The organism is Ruminiclostridium papyrosolvens C7 (genome assembly GCF_000421965.1).
GTDB lineage: Bacteria > Bacillota > Clostridia > Acetivibrionales > DSM-1351 > Ruminiclostridium > Ruminiclostridium papyrosolvens_A.
In genome coordinates this window covers 1-21,853 of record NZ_ATAY01000073.1, presented here as the reverse complement: position 1 = coordinate 21,853, position 21,853 = coordinate 1, and the positions used below count along the sequence as shown (strand labels likewise).

The window sequence follows — 21,853 nt, the reverse complement described above, 5'->3', positions numbered from 1 at the left end:
CTAATGACTCACTTTTAGGTTCGTGATATTATCCTATCCTATTACGATTTAAATTGATATTTGCCAACAAATTAGTGTATATTGATATAGTATAACGTGGTACTGCACTATTTAACGGGGGAACTATTATGTTAAAAAGAAATAACAAAACTATGTTTTTTATATTGCTAATACCAGTGTATTTTGTAATTTTATTATGTTTTTTTGGAATAAGTGTAGGCGGTGTTGAGTGGATACTAGCTTTGGAATGTTCAATATTATTTTTTTGGGCTGCGTGGAGCTTAAGCAGAAATAATAATTTGATAATAAACCTTACTGGTTTTATGATATATGCTATTATGGGAGGTAAATTAATTTATTCAACGTTAACAAATACTGATTATATAGGCCCATGGACTTTAAATATTTACGTAGGAGCAGCACTTTTATTGTTTGGATTATTGGCATTTGCCTTTGCAACTGTAAGATTTGTTAAGGGAAAATAATTATTAACATCTTTTTACATCTGCAATTTACAATAACGTTTTAATTCCAAGTATAAAAAAGCATGAAAGATACCATTATCTTTCATGCTTATATATTTTTCCATTTTTTTATTTTGTATCAGGCAGAACGGTAACTACCCCTAAAAGATATTTCTTTAAAACAGAAAAGTCCAATGCATCTACAGAACCGTCAAGGTTCACATCTGCTGCAATCATATCAATATCCTTATTGTTACCTAACATGTATCCTTTTAATTTAGAGAAATCTATAGCGTCAATTGTTCCATCCTTATTTAAATCCCCATACTTTATGGATACAGGACTTATTGCCTTTCTGTAAGACTCAAGAGAAGCATTGCTTGAATTTATTCTCCAATCAGTTTCTTTATTCTCGCTAAACCATATAGCAGCATAGATTTTTGTATAAGATGTTTTTATGGTATTAAATGATTCTGTAATCCATTTTGCCTTATCTCCACCAACTTCAGTTGATGCCCATTCCGCAATGATTATAGGTTTATTTATTGTTTCCAATGCTTTATATGATTGTGAAAAAATCTGTTCAAATGACTGCCACACACTTCCCCAAGATTGCGTTGTTCCCCAATTATATCCGTCAACCGAAGTATAGTCTATGTAATTATCTCCGGGATAGTAATCAAGGTAACTTGTGCCGTCACCTACGTTTGAGCAGTTAACATTATACACCCATTTGACATTTGAAACACCGTTATTGCGAAAAACATCAACAACATGTCTGAATGCATCTTTGTATGTTTCGTTTGTATTTATCTTGCCAGGATATCCTATAGCCCATGGGTACCAATTTCCATTAGCTTCATGAAGTGGCCTTAACCATATTTCCTTTCCGTAGGATTTTATATCCTGAGCCATTTTTGTTAAATAGGCATCTGCTTTACCGTTTTTAATATCAACCGTATTATACTCCCATGGTTCCCAGGTAATCATTAATATTGAACCATTTTTATAGACAGCGTCAGCATATGGCTTAACCCAGTCAAAATTTGTGGACCAGTTAACAAATTGGTGTACAATGTCAATTTTCCTCTGCTGAAGCTCTTGGTAGTTGACTATTTCCGTCTCTGTAGGTTGTGTCCCAACCCATGCACCTATTTTTAAATCTGCAGCATATGTTCGGGTAGCAATACAACATGAAATAACCATACTAAATACTAGAACTGACATTAAAATTTTCTTAATCATACTTTACCTCCTGTAAAATTTTAGTTTATTTTCAGCTTAATTATATTTTCTATTTTCCTTTTTTCCATAACCGAAAGCCTCTGATTAGCCAGTTCGCAATAACCCAAAGGCATAAAAATACATTCTTTGCGCATTGTCCTTATGATTCGCAATGTTCTTATACTAACATCCTCAGTTGTACACATATGTCGGAAAGAATCCGCTTCTCCATATCCTTTACTTGATTTAACAAATCAATTATCTGTATCACGGCCTCCTTATCAGGCAAAAGATTATAGTCATCCCTTCCGGTAAAGGTATACTTTAAGAATAACCGTCTTGCGCTATCAACCAGTTCAATAACTTCAAGGTACTCTTTTATAAGCTCGTCAAGCCTTACAGATGTGTTACATTTCGATGCTGCATACTGCAATCTTTTATATATGGATTTTTTATGCTCATGCAAAAGATGAATTGCTCTATAGTCTACAGTAACCTTACCTTCCGCTAGATTATGTAAATGTCGTATAATTTCGTCGTATATATCAATCCCAAATTTTAAACGATCTCTATCCAATACATACTTGTCAAATTTATGTGTAAAAACAACATGCATGTCTTCTTTTGAATTTACATATTCCTCCAAAGTCGTTGTAAACCGTTCAACACTGTATGGGTAATCTGTCAAAAAATCCTTTACTCTCAACAACTCTACAGCATTTGTTTCAGCCCATGGTGCAGCATTTTTATAGTGCAATTTTCCACTTTCATACGCATCTTTGAACAAATCATAATCAAAGCTAAGATATGTAAATATCTGCTCTGCGTTAAATCCTATAGCTTTCAACTCCCTGGTTGAATTGTCGTAACCATATACAATAGAATGATGGACATAGTGCAGCTTTTTATAGAATCTTTTCTGTGGAATATAGTATTCATCCACATGTATTATGACATAGTAGCCCAGGTTTATTTTATCTATTACATAGTCTACGATATCAGGTATCCCCTTTAAAAGTTCATAGCCCATGTATACTTCCTGAATCACCTCGTTGTATGATGCCCTAACTTCAAGGAAATCCAGATAAAGCATGTCCCGCGGCTGAAACTCAGTAAATAGCTTTATAAAGTGTTCGTTGTACCAAGGAATTAGTCTTTCGTCTGCCAGTATTACGCATATGGGTAATGAATGGCAAAGGTATGTTGTTATTTCATTTTGAAGGACTATTTTTAATTCCTTTTTGCCAGGTTCGTTAATCTGATAGAGTTTTTGATTTTTTACCTCAAATGATTCATTAAGCTTGTTTTTACAATGTTCAAGTACTTCCAACAGAGATTTCTCAAAATGCTCTGCTGTCTCTCTTGCGGTATTATTGTCTATATATTTTTCGTTGTAGCCCACTATAAACCTTAGCTTACCGTCTGCCACCATTCCGTTAAAATCCATTAAATAGTCGTGGGTATTATTTTCATTAATACTCACCCCATATTCTTCGTTGCATCGTCCCAGCAACCCGTTTTCTTCACTTTCGGCATTGTCAAACTGTCCTAAATAATTAAAGGAAATTTCAGGCTTTATAGACTTCAAATTTTCATTTTTGTTTAAATATCTTGAAAGTCCGTGATTAATACCTTTTGAGGGTATTTTTCTAAGGTTTTGACTGACTCCTTTAATTGTATTTTCAATACTGTTCTGTCTTTCAAGACAAACCGGATAAATGCTTGTAAACCAACCTATTGTTCTGGACAGATTTATTCCTTCAATTATTTCATCACGTCCATACCCTTCCAACATCAGCAAAATTCTGTCCATATCAAAAACCTTACCCAGAGAAAGCATCAGGGCAGACAGAAGAATATCGTTAACCTCAGTACCATAAGCTTTATTGACTTCAGTAAGAAGTTCCTTCGTCTGTTCAGTTCCAAGCTCAAATGAAAGTTTTCTGTGGTCTCTGAAATAGTTGTCCTCTATCTCTTTATTTGTTATGGAATTTATAGCAGATGTATCAATGTTTAACCAATAGTCAACATCCAGAGATTTCTCATTAGCGTAACTTTCAAGCTTTTGGCTCCATTCTTTAAAAGAAGTAGTTTTTAATGGAAGTTTCTCTTCAAGCTGTGATTTAAACAGATTCTCCATATCTTCCAGCAGGATTCTCCAGGATACTCCGTCTATGACAAGGTGGTGAACAGCAATTAACAGTCTGCGTCCATTATCACCCAATTCAAAAACACATGCCTTTATCAATAAGTCTTTTTGTAAATCAAGGCCTGCCTGTATTTTCTCACTTATTTCTTTTATACTATCTTTTTGTGTTTCATAATCCTGTTGGGATAAATCTACTACTTCAAGGTTAAACGCTGCTTCGTCTACACCTCTGTTAATCTGAATTATCTCTTTATCTGAAAAATCATATCTGATTCTTAAAGCATCATGGTGTTCGATTATCCTTCTAAATATGGTTTCTAAATGCTCCAACCTTACATTTTGATTAAGCGAAAAAAGATTTGCCTGATTCCAATAATGCATATAGCCCCTGTCTGTTTCAAAGAACCACTGTTGTATAGGGGTAAGAGGTATTTCACCTATTATTCCTTCCTGTGAAATTGAATTCTTCTTTTTCGTGTAATCAACGTTACTCAATATATCCGCTATGGTTTTATATTTCAGTACATCAGAAACCGAAATGTTTATACCCAATTTCTCTGCTGAAGATGTAACCTGGATAGCTTTTATGGAATCTCCTCCCATGTCAAAAAAGTCATCATTTATACCGACTTTTTCAACTTTAAGAACCTCCTGATATATCTGAGTCAGATTTTTTTCAGCATCATTTCTTGGGGCTTCATATTCTACGCCGGTATTTATATTTAAAGAAGGCTCAGGCAGCCCTTTTCTGTCCAGTTTTCCATTAGGTGTCAAAGGCAGTTTTGGGATTTTTACAAAGAAAGAAGGTACCATATATGAGGGCAATTCCCTTAAAAGGTATTCTCTTAACTCGGACACCGTCAATTCCTTGTCCGAAACATAATAGGCACATATGTAATTATTGCCTTCGTCATCTTTTCTTACAATAACTGCTGCATCTTTTATATCTTTGTGCTTGAGTAAGTTGCTCTCAATTTCACCAAGCTCAATCCTATATCCTCTGACCTTTACCTGAAAGTCCTTTCTTCCCATAAACTCCATATTTCCGTCTTCAAACCATCTTGCAGTATCTCCTGTTTTATACATTCTTCCACCCATTTCCTTATTAAAAGGGTCTGGGATGAATTTATTCTTTGTAAGTATTTCATCGTTCATATATCTGTCTGCAAGACATTCGCCACCAATATATAAATCCCCGGTAACACCTATTGGACAAGGCTGTAAGTCTGAATCAAGAATGTAGTATAATGCATTTTGAATAGGCTTTCCGTAAGGAATACTTGCCCACAGAGGGTTAACCTCACCTATAGGATAGTAGTTAGACCAGACGGTAGCCTCTGTAGCTCCCCCAAGACTTACAACCTCAGTACCCGGGAATGCATTTCTTACGTTGTCAGGCAATGTAACAGGTATCCAATCACCGCTTTGGAATACCAGTCTTAAAGTATCCGTACTGTTGGATGGCTTTACTTTGTTGAAATACGGAACAAGCTGCTGTAAAGCGGCAGGAGCTGAGTCCCAAAAAGTTATCGGTTCTTCTCTTAGAATTTCAACAAGTCTCGCCGGGTCTCTCAGCTCGTTTCTTGAAGCTACACGTATAGACCCTCCCGAAGCCAAAATTCCGAAAATATCGTATACCGACAGATCAAAACACAAGGATGTCACAAACAGTAGTCTGTCTTTAGAGCCAACGTCGAAGGTTCTGTTTACCCATTCAATCAGGTTTATAACTGGTTTATGGCGAACCGCAACCCCTTTAGGAACCCCTGTAGAACCTGACGTATATATGACATATGCCATGTCATCCGACTTTATATCAAGACAAAGATTATCTCCCGAATAACTGTTAATGTCCATGAGCGTCCAGTCATTTCTTTTTAATTCCGTATCATTTACCTGTGCTTGGCCTTCTAAAGTTGTATTGAATACAACATCGTATCTGTAGTCCAATTCGTTGTTAAATTTATTATTTCTATGCAGTACTTTTACTTCATTAACTTGAATACTGCTTTTCTTTATTTCAATAAAGAACTGTTCATCCACATACAGTTCCCCATCAATATCTGTTTTTGTCCTGACACCATCTTGTCCAGCGTTTTTACTTTTGAACTCTTCCAAAGAATATCTGAACTCATCTTTTTTTCTTGTATCCATTACATCTGCTACAATAAGAGTTCCTCCAGGATTTAGTACCTTTATTGCCTTTTCAATTACCTTTTTCAGGTAAATAAACCCTGGGAAGAACTGTATTACACTGGATATGATAACAAAGTCAAAAGTGTCACCAATCAGAGTTTCCAGCTCATGGGCAAAGCCATTTACCAGTTTAATATTGGTAAATCCCCCTGCCTTGATATTCTCCTCATTTCGTTTTTGTGTTAGTTCTGAAGGATCAAGCCCGGTATATTCTTTCACAAGTGGGGCAATTGAAAACATAATAGAACCTGAACCACAGCCAATTTCCAGCACTTTTTTATCTTTATTCAGATAGGGTGCTACAAGAGAAGCAACGTGGTTTTTATATTTATCCACTTCTTCTTTTGAAAATGGGTTTCCGTTATAACTGCTGATAAAACCACCTGCTGAAACGTCATCAACAGATTTTTCAGTAATATGGTCCCAAAGTTGCCTTACGGAGGTTTTGTCGATCTCCTCCAAAGGAAGTTCTCTGTCTTCAACATCCATATAAACTATCTCGGTCAGTTGGGGCAGTTCCCACTGCATTTCAATAATAGTTCTGCTTTGTGGTTGCTGTGTAATAACACAGTGAATTTTAAGGTCTGAAAGTATTTTTTGAGTACGCATTCTTGGAAATGCAGGTTCAAAAGGAACATAAATTCCACCTGCTTTTAATATTCCCATTACTGCAATCACCATCTCCAAAGAACGCTCCATTAATACACCTACAAAGACTCCGGTCTTGACACCTCTGTCTCTTAGTAGAGCTGCAAGTCTGTTGGCCTGTATGTTCAGTTCTTTGTATGACATTTCAATGTTACCGAATACCACTGCAGTATTATCCGGCGTTTTTTGAACCTGTTCTTCAAACAGATCATGCATTGTTCTGTTACTGCTATAGCTTCCCTGAGTATTATTAAAATCATATAAAATTCTGGTTATTTCATTATTTGAAAGAATCTCCACTTGAGACAGTAAAATATCAGGTTTTGCTGTGACTGAGGTGATAATATTGACCAGGTGTCTGAGCACACTTTCGGCAAATTCATTTTTATACATTGCCTCATTATAGTGTAAATTTATTCTAATTGCCTCTTCACTTCTACTGAAACAAAAGAGGGTATCCGGCTCCATGCCTTCAATACAGCTTTTGTCATGTATATTCTCAAAAAGTACAATCGTCTTTAACAGTGACGAAATATCTTCAGGCCTAACACCCAAAATTTCTGCAATAATTTCCATAGGAAGATTTTTATTCTCGTCAGCCTTAATAATATCTCCCTTTACTCTTATTAAAAGCTCCTTAAATGTTTCCTTACTGTTTATATTAACTTTTAAGGGAAGTATATTAATCGGGTTGGCCGTATCATCTTTTATAAATTCAGGCATACCCAGAGTGATGTCTTTACAACCCGTATATTTGTAAAAAAGATAGCTTACACAGGACATGAGTACCATATATATTGCATAATCTGAACCGCCACTAATGGAAATCAGCTTTTCCAATGTCTCATTTTGGATATCAAGGCTCTTGCAAGACTTTATACCTTGCTCCTTTTTAGTGCAGGAAAAGCTTGCAGGCAAACCGCTTGTTTCCTCATGTCCATAAAGTCTCTCAGTCCAATATTTTTTTTCTTCCTCGTATTCACCCGCAGACATTATTATGTTTCTTGAATAGCTGTCAAGACTCATTCTTATATCCTCCCCTTAAAAATTAAAGTGTATTTCATCCGTCAATACCTTTTCACGTTTAAGATACTTGTCTTCCAGTTCAATATCCTTGATTTTAATTTCAGGATTTTCAACTATTCTTTCCAATATTTTTACATAATCCTTTTCAAGTCGTTCTATAGTCTCTTTTTTAAATAGCCCCGTACAATACTCAAAGATGAATTCAATACTGTCATTCCCCTGAGCACACCACAAGGTCAAATCAAATTTAGACACAGAATTTTCAAATTCATAGGGTTTGAATTTAAGGCTTTGTGCATTTGTTTCAATATCAAGATTCTGCAACGTAAAGGAAACATCAAACAAAGGATTTCTGCTCATATCCCTCTTTGCGCCAAGCTTGTCCACAAGCTCTTCGTACTGGTATTCCTGATTCTCATATGCTTTTAAACAGCTTTCCTTTACCTCGCTCAAAAACTCATTAAAAGATTTATGAGAAGAAGGAAAACTCCTGATGGCTATCATATTTACAAACATCCCAATTATATTCTCAATGTCTGCGTGCGGTCTTCCTGCTATAGGAGAGCCAACTACCAAATCCTGCTGTCCCGAATATCTGGAAAGAAGAACCTTGTAAGCTGCAAGCAGTACCATATAAAGGGTGGAACCCGTCTTTGCAGTCAGCTTGTTCAGTTCAACAGCCAAATCCTTTTCAACCCTGAAACTTATATTGCTTCCGGCAAAGTTTTTAATCTCCGGCCTTTTAAAATCAGTAGGCATATTAAGTACCGGAATATTACCTTCAAACCTTTCTATCCAGTACTTTTCCTGCTTTTCAATCTCACCGGAGCGGAACAGATTGTTCTGCCATGCTGCAAAATCCTTATATTGCAGTTTTAAAGGCTCAATATGTTTTCCCTCGTATAAGCTTACAAATTCATTAACCATAATACGTCTTGACACACCATCTGATATAATATGATGCATATCATAAAGTAAAATATATCTGTCATTTCCTTCTGATTGTTGGCCCGAAATACTCACAAGTGCCACTCTCAAAAGAGGAGCCTTACCCAGGTCAAAAGGCCTGATAAATTCTTTAATTATATTGGGCAGCCTGCTTTCTTGAGTTTCAAGGTATTTTATATGTAAATCTGCCTGTTGGTGTATCTCCTGAACAGGCTGCTCATTTATAATTCTAAAAGATGTCCTCAGAGATTCATGCCTCTGCACTAACTTCTTAAAAGCTTCTTCAAATTTGAGCTTGTCAACCTTGCCTGATATTTCAACAACTCCCGGCAGATTGTATGCAATACCTGTTTCTTCAAAAGTATTAAGAATGAACATCCTTCTCTGTGCTGACGACAATTCATAATAGATGTTCTGTTCTATCGGCTGTATAGCTGAAAAACTGTTACTCTTTGAACTCCGTATATACTCAGCCATACTTCTTAAATTTTTCATAGTGAAAACTTCCTTTAAAGGTATAGCTGAATCCAACTCTTTATGTATTTTGTTGACAAGCATGGTAGCCTTCAAAGAATGTCCTCCAAGTTCAAAGAAATTATCATTAGCACCTATTCTTTCAACTTTCAGTATTTCGCTCCAGATTTGTGCAAGTCTTATCTCTATATCTCCGGAAGGTTCTTCATAGTCTCTTGCCGAAACAATCTCAACGTCAGGAAGGGCATTTTTATCCACCTTACCGTTTAATGTAAGTGGTATTTTTTCAAGTTTTATATAGCAGGTCGGTATCATATAGCTAGGCAAGTACTCTGAAAGGTATTCCCATAGGTTCCTTTCATCCAATTCTCCTTCACAAACCACATAAGCAACAATATTCTTATCCTTGTTTTCATCCTCTTTTACCGTTACAAAAGCATCTTTTACAGTAGTTATCCTTAAAAGCTGTGCCTCTATTTCTCCAAGTTCAACCCTGTAACCTCTGATTTTAATTTGGTTGTCCCCTCTTCCAAGGAATTCAATGCTTCCGTCAGGCACATATCTTCCAATATCTCCGGTTTTGTAAACCCGTGTACCGTTTAATAAAAATGGATTATGCATAAACCTTTCAAAAGTCAGGTCAGGTCTGTTTAAATATCCCCTTGCTACCCCTTCTCCCGCTATGTACAATTCGCCCTTTATGCCAACGGGAACAGGCTTCATGTTTTTATCAAGGATGTATACACCAGCATTCTTAATTGGCTTACCTATAACCGGGTGCTTTTTATAATTTTCAAATTCTGTAAAATCAATAACCTGTGCGATTGCCCCAACTGTTGTCTCGGTGGGCCCGTAATGATTAACCAATGTAGCTTCGGGGTATCTTTTATTGTATGCCTCTAAATCCTTTAGATTTATTTCTTCCCCTCCCAAAACAATCAATCTAAGCTGGTGACAAGAACTTGTTTTGGTAAAAGTGTCTGAATTAACCATTACGTTAAATAGAGACGGCGTCATTTTCAAATATGAGATTCCATTTGTTTCTATATATGAAAGTAACAATTCAGTGTCCGAATACCCCCCTTTTGATAGCAGATGTATTTCACTACCCCTTAATAAAGCGGAATACAGTGCGGTATACGCAAGGTCAAAGCAAAGAGACGAAACTATTGCCGTTTTGTCTTTCCTGCCTATATTAAACTTATTAATAAACCAACCAGAATAATTTACCAGACTGTGATTTTCAATCATTACTCCCTTGGGGTTTCCTGTTGTTCCCGATGTATAAATTACATATATGAGATCGTCAGGTTTACTTACATCAGGCAGATTTGACGTATCTGTATCAAATGTATTCTCGTTATCAAGGTCTATAATTCCGCCTTTGAAATCAACTTTGTGTATAAGTTCTCCATGGTATATAAGAATTTTGGCTCTGCTATCTTCAAGCATATATTCCAGCCTATCAGCGGGAAGCTCAGGGTTCAAAGGCATATATGCCCCTCCGGCCTTTATTACAGCGAGAATACTTACAATCATATGGTATGACTGCTCACATAAAATTCCCACAATATCGTCAGGTTTGATTCCTTTTGTCCTCAATACTCTGGCAAGACTGTTTGCTCTTTTATTCAATTCACCATAACTAAGCCGTACGTCTCCAGAAACCAGAGCAATGTTGTCCGGAGCTTCATGAACCTGTTTCTCAAACAGCTGTTTGAAGGTGTCAGGTTGTATTGATTCCGTCAAGCTTTGGTTAAACCCACAAACAAGCTGGTTTTCCTCAGTTTCTGATAAAAGGCTTATCTGTGAAATTTCTGATTCAGGGCAATTTGTTATCGCAAGGAGAATATTTGTATAGTGCTGTGCCAGCCTCTCCATAGTCTCTCTTTTAAATAGTTTTGTTTTATATTCAAGCCCTATTTTTATTTCGTCTTCCCATTCCATTGCTTCCATTTTCAAATCAAACTTTGCCGTACTGAAGTCAATGTCAACTGACGAAAACTTTAAGCCATTAATACTTATTTCCGTGTTTCCTATGTTCTGCATAACAAACATGGTATCAAACAAGGGATTTCTGCTTATGTCTCTTGGTAAAGCCAGAATGTCCACAAGCTGTTCAAATTGATAATCTTGATTTTCAAAGGCCTCAAGTGTGTTTTCCTTTACTTGTGCAAGAAAATCAATAAATGATTTATCATCACTAACTGAATTCCTCAACGCAACAGTATTAACAAAAAAACCTACAATACTTTGAAGGTCAGGGTGATGTCTTCCTGCAACCGGCGAGCCTACCACTATATCCTCCTGCCCTGCATATTTTGATAGCAAAATATTGTATGCTGCAAGCATAACCATATACAGTGTAGTTTCTGTCTTAGAAGCCAGCTCCTTCAACTTCATTGCCATACTGCGGTCCAGCTTGAAGTTTATTCTGTCTCCTTCGAAATTCTGTATTAATGGTCTTGTATAGTCGTAAGGCATATCGAGGACAGGTATATCCTCTTCGAATACCTTCTTCCAGTACTCCTCCTGCTTTTTAATAGAGTCAGATTTATAAAGGTCGTTTTGCCACGATGCATAATCCTTGTACTGTATTTTAAGTTCAGGGAGGCTCTGTCCCTCATAAATGTGTGCAAATTCTTCAATAATTACATTCATTGACATACCATCTGAAATAATATGGTGCATGTCTATTATTAATATGTGCCTGTCCTGTGCGGTTTTAACCAGTGTAGCTCTTAAAAGTGGAGCTTTATCTAATTCAAATGGCCTTATAAAAGACCTAATATCAATTGTAGTTTCAGGTTTTTCAGATATATCAATAAATTCTATATTGAAATCAGCATCCTCCTGAACTACCTGCATAATCTCATCTTCGTATATCCTAAAATAAGTCCTTAGTGATTCATGTCTTTTAATTAATTTCCTAAAGCTTTGTATAAGTCGTTCTATATCAAGAATTCCTTCAATACAAACAGCAGCAGGCATGTTGTATCCCGTTCCTATACCTTCATACTGATTTATTATAAAGAGTCTTTTTTGTGCCGATGAAACCGGATAAAATCCCTCCGGACAATTTTGAAACCTTTTAATAGGTTTTATAGATGAATAAATGCTTTGAGCGGAAATTTTTATTTTAGCTGCAAGACCTCTAATGGTAGGAGCATTAAATACTTCTTTTAGCTGAATTTCGGTGTTGAATGCTCTGTGAATATTGGTTACCAAAGCAGTAGCTTTCAACGAATGTCCTCCAAGCTGGAAGAAATCATCGTCAATACCTATTTTCTCAAAACCCAGAATATCTCTCCATATAGCCGTCAATTTCTTTTCCGTCTCATTTCTTGGCTCCACATATTTTACACTCAGGCTTTGTCTTCCATCAGGGTCTGGCAAGGCTTTTACATTTATTTTGCTGTTTGAAGTAAGTGGCATACTATCCAATTGCACAAAATACAAAGGTATCATATAGTCCGGAAGCCTTCTTGCCAGAAATTCCTTGACCTCTGAAATCGCAAGCTTCTCCGGGGCTGTAAAATAGGCGCAAAGGTATTTGTCCTCGTCCCCCCGTGGTATAACCGCAACTTCCTGTATTAAACCGTGCTTTAACAGTTGAGCTTCTATCTCTCCCGTTTCTATTCTGAAACCTCTGATTTTAACCTGCTGGTCCTTTCTTCCCAGAAATTCAATATTTCCGTCAGGCAGCCATCTTGCCAGGTCTCCTGATTTGTACATTCTTTCACCCGGTAAAAAAGGACTTTCTACGAATTTTTCATCCGTAAGTTCTTTGTTGTTTAGGTATCCTCTTGCCAAGGATACTCCTGCAATGCACAGTTCTCCCACTACGCCCACTGGTTGAAGATTGTTGTTATTGTCTACAATATAAACCCTTATATTATTTGCAGGTTTTCCAATTGGTACAGAATTATCAATGCTATAGTCGCTCTCGTACTTCCAGAGGGTAGCACATACCGTTGATTCTGTTGGCCCGTAACCGTTTCTGTATTCCACACGGTCCTTCCATTTAGAAAGAAGTTCAGGACTGGCAGCCGAGCCCGCTGTTATAAGCTTTTTCAGTGAAGTAATTCTATCCGGATTTAAATTCACCAGATAAGTAGGAGGCAAAGTGGCGAAGGTTATTTCATTTCCGTTAATGAACTGCTCAAACCTTTCATAATTTCCAATTACCTCTTCCGGCATTATATACAGGGTCGCTCCAGTTAAAAGCCCCGTAAAAATATCCCAAACTGAAGCATCGAAGGATATACTTGCAAAATGTATTGTCCTATCTTTTTCATTTAATCCAAGGGTATTATCAAAAATCGCTTTAAGGTTTGCAACGCCTCTGTGCTCCAGCATTACACCTTTAGGCTTGCCAGTTGTTCCCGAGGTATAAATTATATATGCAAGGTCACTCTGTGTAACGGAACAAGCCGGCGATTTCTCCGAAAAGTTCTTTAAAACAGACAGGTCATATTGATAGCGGTTTTTTTCATATTTTGTTTCCTTTTCCCCGCGATTCTTGTCAATACGAATTATAGTATCATAGCGGAATCTTGTAAGTTCATTTTCTATTGTGTGAATTTTAGTTGAGAATTCTACCTGTTGAATCTCTTTCATTTCAAAGGACAGGTCTTCAAAAAAACCTCTTGAAACAAAGAGTTCCTCATTAACATCTGTTTTAGTATCATATCCGGGATTCTGCCTCTTGAATTCCAAAAGAGATTCCAGCAGCTCATACTTTTTATCCTGATCCATAATATCACCGATAAAAAGTATCCCCTTGTCTTTCATAAGTCCCAATGCCTTTTTGATAACCTGTCTCAGATAATTGTGTCCGCTGAAAGCCTGAATAACACTGTTGATTATTACAATATCAAACTCATTTTCTGAAACCCGGTCAATCTCATGTGCAGGAAGACATTCCAACTTTATATTATTGAAACCTTCTTTTACAGCCCTTTCTCTGTCCTTTTCAATAATAACCCCTGAAAGGTCGGTGCCATAGTACATTCCTACCCGGGGAGCAATTTTAAACATACTGATACCTGACGCACAGCCTATTTCAAGTACTCTGGCTTCGGGCTTCAAAAATGGCTTCAATTTCTCAAAAACATTGTCGGCATATTCTGACATTTCTTCTTTTGAAAGATTTTCTCCGGTATAACTGCTTGCCCATCCTCCACCGGTTATTTCATCTACTGCGTTTTCACCTATATATTCCCAGAGCTTTTTATCCATTAGTCCGCTTTCCTGTGACTCAGGTTCAGAGTAGATGTCTTCTGAATCCATACATAGGAAGGTTTCTAGCGTTTTACACTCCCATTGCAGTTTATTCAGCATCTTTATGTTCTTTTTTGTTGACACCATAAACTTAATTTGAGAATCATTTATTATGGTTTTTATTCTCTCTTCCGGGAGTCCTGTGGATATGGGCACATAAGCCCCTCCGGCTTTTAGTATGCCGAGAATTGCTATTATCTGCTCTATACTGTTTTCCATAAAAAGGCCTATAAGTGTATCATGTTTTATATCCTGAGTTTCTATCAGGTAATTTGCCAGTTTGTTTGCCTCTTTGTTTAGCTGGGAATATGTAACCTCACGGTTTCTATATACTATTGCGGTTCTTTCTGAAGTCTTTTGTACCTGTTCTTCAAACAGTTGGTGAATTGTTTTATTATGAGGATAATCCTTTGTTGTATTATTGAATTCATGAATTATTTTCTTTCTTTCAATTTCAGTGATAATTGTAAAATCTGCAAGCTTTTTATTTAAATCCTCCACGGCCTGACTTAGTACATACTCATAACGCTCCATCAACGTCCTTATTGATTCCTCTTTAAAAAGACTTTCATTATATACCGTCTTGATATTTATATATTTTTCCTCAACAGAGACTAACAGGTTCAGATTATTTGTAAAGGACTTTCTTATATCTTCGGTGGCTTCTTCATTATGAACACCTTTCATCATCAATGCAGTATTCAGAGCCAGTATATCTCCGTTGCTCTCCTTTATTAGCTCTATCAGTTTTTCAACAGGATAATGCTGATTTTTGTATCCCTGTGACACCGTTTGCTTTACATTAACCAAAAGCTCTTTAAAGGACATGTCCTCCTTAAGAATATCTCTGAAAATTACATATTTATTAATCTTCTGTATATTTTCATCTTTATAAGTAGGAGCTGCAACTAATATGTCCTCCTGTCCCGTATATTTGTAAAATAATATTTTCAGGCCTGTGAGCATTATTATGAAAAGCAGCAGGTCTTGATTTTTACCAAGAGATAATAGTTTTTTTGACAGTTCTTCTCCTAATACCATTTCATGGGTTCCATATGTATAGTTATTGTTTTTCGGATAATCAACTGGAAGCTTAAGCTGATTGATTTCGCCGCCTAATTTTTCTTCCCAGTACTTCTTTGCATCCTCAAACTCTTTATACAACGTTAAAATATTTGTATTCATATCATTATCCCTCACAAACTTTACATTTTTAAGAAAGCTTAAATATCTCCAAAATCCTCGTCTATAAGCTTATTAAATACATCCCCCACATTTTTAATTATAGAGGCAAATTTGTTTTCCTCATCTTTTTCAAGGAGTTCTATATCCTTTATTTTGATTTGCCTGTTATCTGTAACGATTTTAATTATTTTTACAAAGTCCTTGGACAAACGCTCTATTGTCTCAGGCTTAAATAATTTAGTACAGTACTCAAAAACATAGGATATTGTTTCTCCTTCTTCAGTAGCCATTAGGGTAAAATCTGCTTTTGATGATTTTGAATCATCCATGTAAGGTTTAAAATTCAGGCCTTTTACACTCATCTGCGGCATCTTCATATTCTGGAGCACAAATGCCACATCAAATACAGGATTACGTCCCGGCTTTACCTGTAAGTTGAGCTTTTCTACCAGCATTTCAAATTGATAGTCCTGATTTTCATAAGCCCTGAGTGAAGTATCTCTTACGTTATATAAAAACTCCATAAAAGATTTGTCATATTCAATAAGGGTTCTCATAGGAAGAGCATTTACAAACATACCGATTATGTTTTCAAGGTCTGCATTTTGTCTGCCTGCTATTGGAGAACCAACAATTATGTCGGTCTGGCCGGAATACTTTGAAAGAAGAATATTATATGCTGCCATAAGTACCATATAAAGGGTAGTTCCTGACTCCTTGGCCAGCCTGTTAACCGCACTTGTAAGCTCCTCTCCCAACACAAAATTGTATCTGTCCCCTTCAAAGCTTTTAGCGTTTGGTCGGCTATAGTCAGTAGGCATTTGAAGGAGCGGAATTTCTCCTTCAAACCTTTTAACCCAATATTCTTCCTGTTTTTTAATTTCCTGAGACTGGAGAAGCCTATTCTGCCACTCCGAAAAGTCCTTGTACTGTATTCTCAGTTCAGGCAACTGCCTGCCATCATATAAATCAATAATTTCCTTCACTAGAATAGCCATTGAGGTACCGTCAGATATTATATGATGCATGTCAAACATCATAATATGTCTGTTTTCATTTATCTTTACAATTTCAACCCTTAAAAGGGGAGCTGTTTCCAAGTTAAATGGCTTTACAAAGGAATGCATGAGGCTCCGTACAATTACTTCTTCCGTTCCTTTAAAATCATCCAATTCTGAGTACTTAACCTTAAATTGAGTGTCTTTATGTACTACCTGAACAATTTCACAGTTAACTGTTTTAAAAGAAGTTCTAAGAGTTTCATGCCTTTGCACAAGCGTTTTGAAAGCATCTTCAAACCTTGCTTTATTCAACATTCCCTCTATTATCATAACTCCAGGCATATTGTAGCAGGTTTCGATGCCTTTTAACTGGCCCAGTACATAAAGCCTTTTTTGAGCCGATGAAGCCGGGTAATAATCTTTTTCCTCCACAGGCTCTATAAATTTACTGATTTTGGGAGCGAAAATTTGTTTCTTCAAATCCTTGTCAATATAGTCAGAAAGCTCTTGTATGGTGGTAAATGCTAAAATATCTGCTACACTTAATGAAGCATCAATTTGTTTGGCTGCCCTGTTTGAAATATTTGCAGCTATTATAGAGTCTCCTCCAAGCTCGTAAAAATCTTCGTTAATATCAATTTCTTTATACCCTAATACAGTCCCCCAAATCTGGGCCAAGAGTATTTGAGTCTGTGTGTATTCTCCATTTTCACTGCCTGTGAGCTTTATCTCCATAGAAGACTTTTCTTCTTCTATCTTTTTAACATGTACAAGGAGCTCCTTTGAAACCTCCGGTATTTCAATCCAACATCTTCTTTTCTCAAAAGGATATACTGGGATAGCAGCCTTTTTCCTGCTTTCTTTTTTGTACAATTCCTCCCACTGAATGTTGGCACCTTTTACATAAAGTTTGAGAATCTTATTAAGTAAATCTTCGTTTTCACATGAACCTTCCACAAACTCTTTAAGCATGGTGTCAGCATTTCCGTCAATCTGATTCTTTAACTCCTGGCATTCGCCATAGAAGAACCATTCTCCACTTTCTTTAGCTATATCCATTTTTGAAAGCTTTATGATTTTGTCTTTTAAATCATCCTTATTTCTGGTTACTATAGCTATTCTGTATTCATAGTGTCCTCTACCCGTAAGAGCTGTGTAACAAATGTCTTCTAATTTTTGCTTATCCCATTTTTCAGTAAGTTTTAAGTACTTTTGTATTAATACCCTTAGTGCTTCCAAGCTTTTGCTTGAAATGGCAAAAACCTTAATTTTCTCACTTTCAACTTCCTGTTCAAATTCCATGGCAGGAGGTTCTTCCAGAATTACATGACAATTGGTGCCACTAAGGCCAAAGGCACTTACTCCACATCTTCTGGGGAAGCCATCTGTTTCCCATGGTGTAAGCTCCTTATTTATATAGACAGGAGAAGTCTCAAAATTAATTTTACTGTTGGGTTTGTTAAAGTGAAGTATTGGAGGTATTTCTTTATTATCCAGTGCCAATATTGCCCTTACCAAGCCGGCTATTCCCGATGCGTTATCCAAATGACCTATATTGGTTTTCAGAGCTCCGATAGCGCAGAATTGATTTTTCTGGGAATAATTTCGAAACGCTCTGGTTATCCCATCTATTTCAATAGGGTCTCCGAGCTTGGTACCTGTGCCGTGAGTTTCTATGTATGAAATTGTCTCAGGATTTATACCCGCATCTTTCCACGCTTTTAATATTACTTTCTCCTGTGCGGCCGCATTTGGTGCAGTAAGCCCTATAGACCTTCCATCCTGATTTATGGCACTTCCTTTTATAACCCCATAAACTCTGTCTCCGTCCCTTACAGCTTTACTCAAAGACTTAAGCAAAATAGCTATTACCCCTTCGCCCATTCCGGTGCCATCGGATTTATCATCAAAAGCTCTTGTCCTGCCGTCTCCCGATTCTATCCCAAATTTATCACCTGTTTGTACAGGCAAAAAACTCAGCTTAACACTCCCTGCGATTGCCATTTCGCAGTCTCCGTTTCTAAGCCCCATACATGCCATGTGTATTGCAACAAGAGATGACGAGCATGCGGTATCCACCATTACGCTTGGCCCTTTTAAATCCAGAATATATGATAATCTGCCTGCTATTACCGAAGCAATGTTGCCCGGAATGGAAGCCACTGACGATGAAGGTTCTACCTCTGAAATAAACTGCTTATATTCAGGCCCTGAAACATATCCCACGTATACTCCGGTTTCACTTCCCTCAATTTTTCTGCTTCCGTAACCTGAATCCTCGATTGCTTCCCAAGCTGTTTGAAGGAACAACCTTTGATTGGGATCCATGAGAGTAGCCTCTTTAGGTGAAATATTAAAAAAATTGTAATCAAACTTATCAATTTCCTCAAGATATGCTCCATCCCGGTATTTAACATCATTTAAAGCCATATTTTTAAATCTTAAATACCTGTCTACATCGTCTCTTCTGGAATTAGGAAATTCAGTAATGCAATCAATACCATTTCGCATATTCTCCCAGAATTCTTCAAAATCAGAAGCTAGAGGAAGATTCGCAGACATTCCTATTACAGCTATATCTTTAGAAGAAATCTCTTCAATTTCATCCATACCCTCGTCATACTCAATCAAATTAAAATCCAACATAGAATCCACCCTTTAGTTTTCCTATAGCGGAGTTTTTCCGAACGAAGTACCCGGCTGCAAGAATACCTGCTATTCCTGCTAATGTAAGGATAATCAATCCCACATTCCCTGTTCCTGCCAATATATCCTTTACACCTGTTTTTCTAAAGATAAAGAGTCCCAGTATACATGAATCCTGAACCAGAATAGAGCCCCAAAGGGATTTAGTCCAGATATAAGGAAGTACATATATAACTGAACCTATTGCAGCGTAAGTTCCCAAAACCGGATTTAATTGCAGCAAACCGTATATTAAGGCCTGAATCAGAACAGCAGCAACAATTGGTATATTTGACCTTAACTCATTGAATATGACTCCTCTGAAAATGATTTCTTCAAACATAGGAAGAACCATAAGCATAATTATAAAAATCAAAAAGCTTCCTTTTGTCTGGAAGAAACTATCCATGTATTCTCCGAACTGCGGAAAGGTTTTACCAATAAAATTGATAGATGTAAAGCATGTTGTAAATAAGCACATTGAAATACCCATAAAAGCTATACCAAGTACATTCTTTGGACTTATTTTAGTGAAACTGCATATCTTAAACAGATTTTTGTTTCGGAGTTTTAAAATTAACGAATACAAGGAAATTGTAATTATGGATATTGAAAAACTAAAGAGCGTTTTGTTACTCCACAGGAAATCATTAAGCGCCTTATTCCTCGAGCAAATGTTGAACACCACCCATTGAACTCCTCTAAGTACTGCATATAGCAATATTAAATATAACACTATATAACCTGTCATTTTGAGATATCTTTTCATTTTTGTTTTATCCTCCCCGGTTATTTTCTTATCTTGCCGAAGCAAAATTACTTAGGGCATTCTTTGGCTTATTAATTTTTGTTAGATAAATTACACCCGCTACAATTATGACAAAACTGATTGCGATTGCGGGCCAAGCAGTTCCTTTATTAAGAATTGAATCTTCCGTTCTCATTAAAATGTACATAATTCCCTGACATGAAGCCTGTGCAATTACTGAAGCCCATAAAGATTTAACCAGTAAGTACAAGGTAACAAATAATACTGCTCCTAAAAATCCATAAGCTATCAATGGTACATTCATATTGAAGAACATCAATCCATACATAAGTCCCTGAATTATTACAGCGGCAACAACCGGCAGTTTGTCTCTTAACTCATTAAAAATCAGCCCTCTGAACAGTATTTCCTTATAGACCGACCCAACCAGAAGGAAGCAGGTAAATACTATTACAGTTCCTCCATCTATAAACATGAATTTCATTATGTTTATCAAATCCGGATATCTTTCGGTTATAAAAGGAAGCTTGAATACTGAAGAAGTAAAAAACCCTGAAGCTAGTCCGATAACAAAAATAACCGCAAAATTCTTCATACTGATTTTTTCCGTTAGCTTAACATGCTTAAGCAGATTAATTCCCTTAAACTTTTTAAATACAAAGTAGAAAATAGTAAATTGTATTAAGTCACTTGTAACTGTTACAACCAGCGAATTTCTGTTCAGCCATGGGCCTATTCCCGGTCTTGGAAGTATATATCCTTTCCCGATATAGACTAATGACTTAATGATTAAGAAATATGTAACAACATAGATTAATAGATTACCTACCATTATCAAATACTTTTTCATTTCCTTACCTCCAATTATTTATTACTTGTAATGAACTGCACTACTTTTAGATACTTACCTGTAAGTTCTTTTATTTTATCCCCCCTGAGCCTTGTAGAGTTGTACTCACATATGAAAACGGTTTGTCCGTTTTCCTCACTTACACCAAGAGCGATATCATAAACTCCTGTCAAGTTTCGTGGTGTTGATAGCATGTTCTTATTGTAGAATAAGGGTAAAATTGAAAAATTACCTTTATTTTCAATGCTTTCTTCTCTTATATCCCTTAAGCTATAGCCTGATTGCTCCCCACAATTTCTCTTGTGGTGTATCATTTCACATAACTCTCCGAAGCTGCCTGTTTCCTTAAAATCCAAGCTAATAGGATATACTCTGTCACAATCATCAACTATCGTCTGTATGGTTATTGCTGCTTTTTGTGTTATCTGTCCAAGCAAATAAACAAACGCACAAATCAGGACATCTGTTTTTTCTAAACCTTTTAAAACATCATCATTTAACCTGAATTTGAATACAGAACCATAGCCTCCACCTTCTTTCGAGAAATATTGTTGTGGAAATTCAAGAAATTCAAGACTAATATCTTTAGTGGAATTTTCCTCCCCTATTTCTATAAAAGCTGACAACTTTGAAATTGTAGGGTTTGAAAAAATATCTGTAATCTTTACTTTGCCCGGATACTTTTCTTCTATTTTTGAATGTACCTGAATCAGAGTAAGGGATGTACCCCCCAAATCAAAAAAGTTGTCTGTTGTGCCAACACGTTCAATTTTTAAAACCTGCCTCCAAATATCTGCCAATATCTTTTCAGTTTCTCCTGTAGGTTCAACATATTCTGTGCCTGTATATACACTGAATTGGGGCTCCGGCAGAGCCTTTCTGTCCACTTTTCCGTTTTGAGAAAGGGGCATTTTTTCAAGCCTTACAAAATATGACGGAACCATATACTCT

7 protein-coding genes and 3 pseudogenes are annotated in these 21,853 nt (G+C 36.5%); 1 reads left to right on the top strand and 9 read right to left on the bottom strand.

Going from position 1 to position 21,853, the window contains the following annotated elements:
• The first annotated feature begins 128 nt into the window (after positions 1-128).
• Positions 129-485 (top strand): hypothetical protein, encoded by a 357-nt coding sequence (locus L323_RS35475; RefSeq protein WP_020816435.1) that lies wholly within the window; start codon positions 129-131, stop codon positions 483-485.
• Positions 486-593: 108 nt separating this feature from the next.
• Here L323_RS35475 and L323_RS35470 read toward each other — a convergent pair whose 3' ends face one another.
• From L323_RS35470 to L323_RS35445, 9 genes and pseudogenes are all read right to left on the bottom strand, one after another.
• A complete protein-coding gene (locus tag L323_RS35470) occupies positions 594-1,709 on the bottom strand; it encodes a dockerin type I domain-containing protein (RefSeq protein WP_020816434.1) in 1,116 nt (371 codons plus the stop codon).
• A 157-nt stretch (positions 1,710-1,866) separates the two neighbouring features.
• On the bottom strand, positions 1,867-7,707 hold the full coding sequence (locus tag L323_RS35465) for a non-ribosomal peptide synthetase (RefSeq protein ID WP_020816432.1): 5,841 nt from the start codon (positions 7,705-7,707) through the stop codon (positions 1,867-1,869).
• 15 nt (positions 7,708-7,722) lie between these two features.
• Positions 7,723-12,444: pseudogene (locus L323_RS42165) on the bottom strand (amino acid adenylation domain-containing protein); the annotation flags it as partial.
• Between the two features lie 108 nt (positions 12,445-12,552).
• Positions 12,553-13,749, bottom strand: a pseudogene (locus tag L323_RS42160) (amino acid adenylation domain-containing protein); the annotation flags it as partial.
• A gap of 117 nt (positions 13,750-13,866) precedes the next feature.
• Positions 13,867-15,597 (bottom strand): annotated as a pseudogene (locus L323_RS42155) (AMP-binding protein); the annotation flags it as partial.
• A 38-nt stretch (positions 15,598-15,635) separates the two neighbouring features.
• Complete coding sequence (locus L323_RS35455) at positions 15,636-19,244, bottom strand: condensation domain-containing protein (RefSeq protein ID WP_020816430.1); 3,609 nt, start codon at positions 19,242-19,244, stop codon at positions 15,636-15,638.
• Positions 19,231-20,052, bottom strand: a complete 822-nt coding sequence (locus tag L323_RS0121010; protein ID WP_031342305.1) for a CPBP family intramembrane glutamic endopeptidase — start codon at positions 20,050-20,052, stop codon at positions 19,231-19,233. Before L323_RS0121010 ends, L323_RS35455 begins: the two co-directional genes overlap by 14 nt.
• 28 nt (positions 20,053-20,080) lie before the next feature.
• Positions 20,081-20,902: a CPBP family intramembrane glutamic endopeptidase gene (locus tag L323_RS35450; protein ID WP_020816427.1), complete on the bottom strand. Its 822-nt coding sequence runs from the start codon at positions 20,900-20,902 to the stop codon at positions 20,081-20,083.
• A 14-nt stretch (positions 20,903-20,916) separates the two neighbouring features.
• Positions 20,917-21,853 (bottom strand): phosphopantetheine-binding protein (locus L323_RS35445; RefSeq protein ID WP_020816426.1); only part of this gene is annotated, 937 nt, incomplete at its 5' end.

Coding starts and splice junctions, on each gene's coding strand:
- L323_RS35475 (WP_020816435.1), top strand. CDS start 129: ATGTTAAAAAGAAATAACAAAACTATGTTTTTTATATTGCTAATACCA.
- L323_RS35470 (WP_020816434.1), bottom strand. CDS start 1,709: ATGATTAAGAAAATTTTAATGTCAGTTCTAGTATTTAGTATGGTTATT.
- L323_RS35465 (WP_020816432.1), bottom strand. CDS start 7,707: ATGAGTCTTGACAGCTATTCAAGAAACATAATAATGTCTGCGGGTGAA.
- L323_RS35455 (WP_020816430.1), bottom strand. CDS start 19,244: ATGTTGGATTTTAATTTGATTGAGTATGACGAGGGTATGGATGAAATT.
- L323_RS0121010 (WP_031342305.1), bottom strand. CDS start 20,052: ATGAAAAGATATCTCAAAATGACAGGTTATATAGTGTTATATTTAATA.
- L323_RS35450 (WP_020816427.1), bottom strand. CDS start 20,902: ATGAAAAAGTATTTGATAATGGTAGGTAATCTATTAATCTATGTTGTT.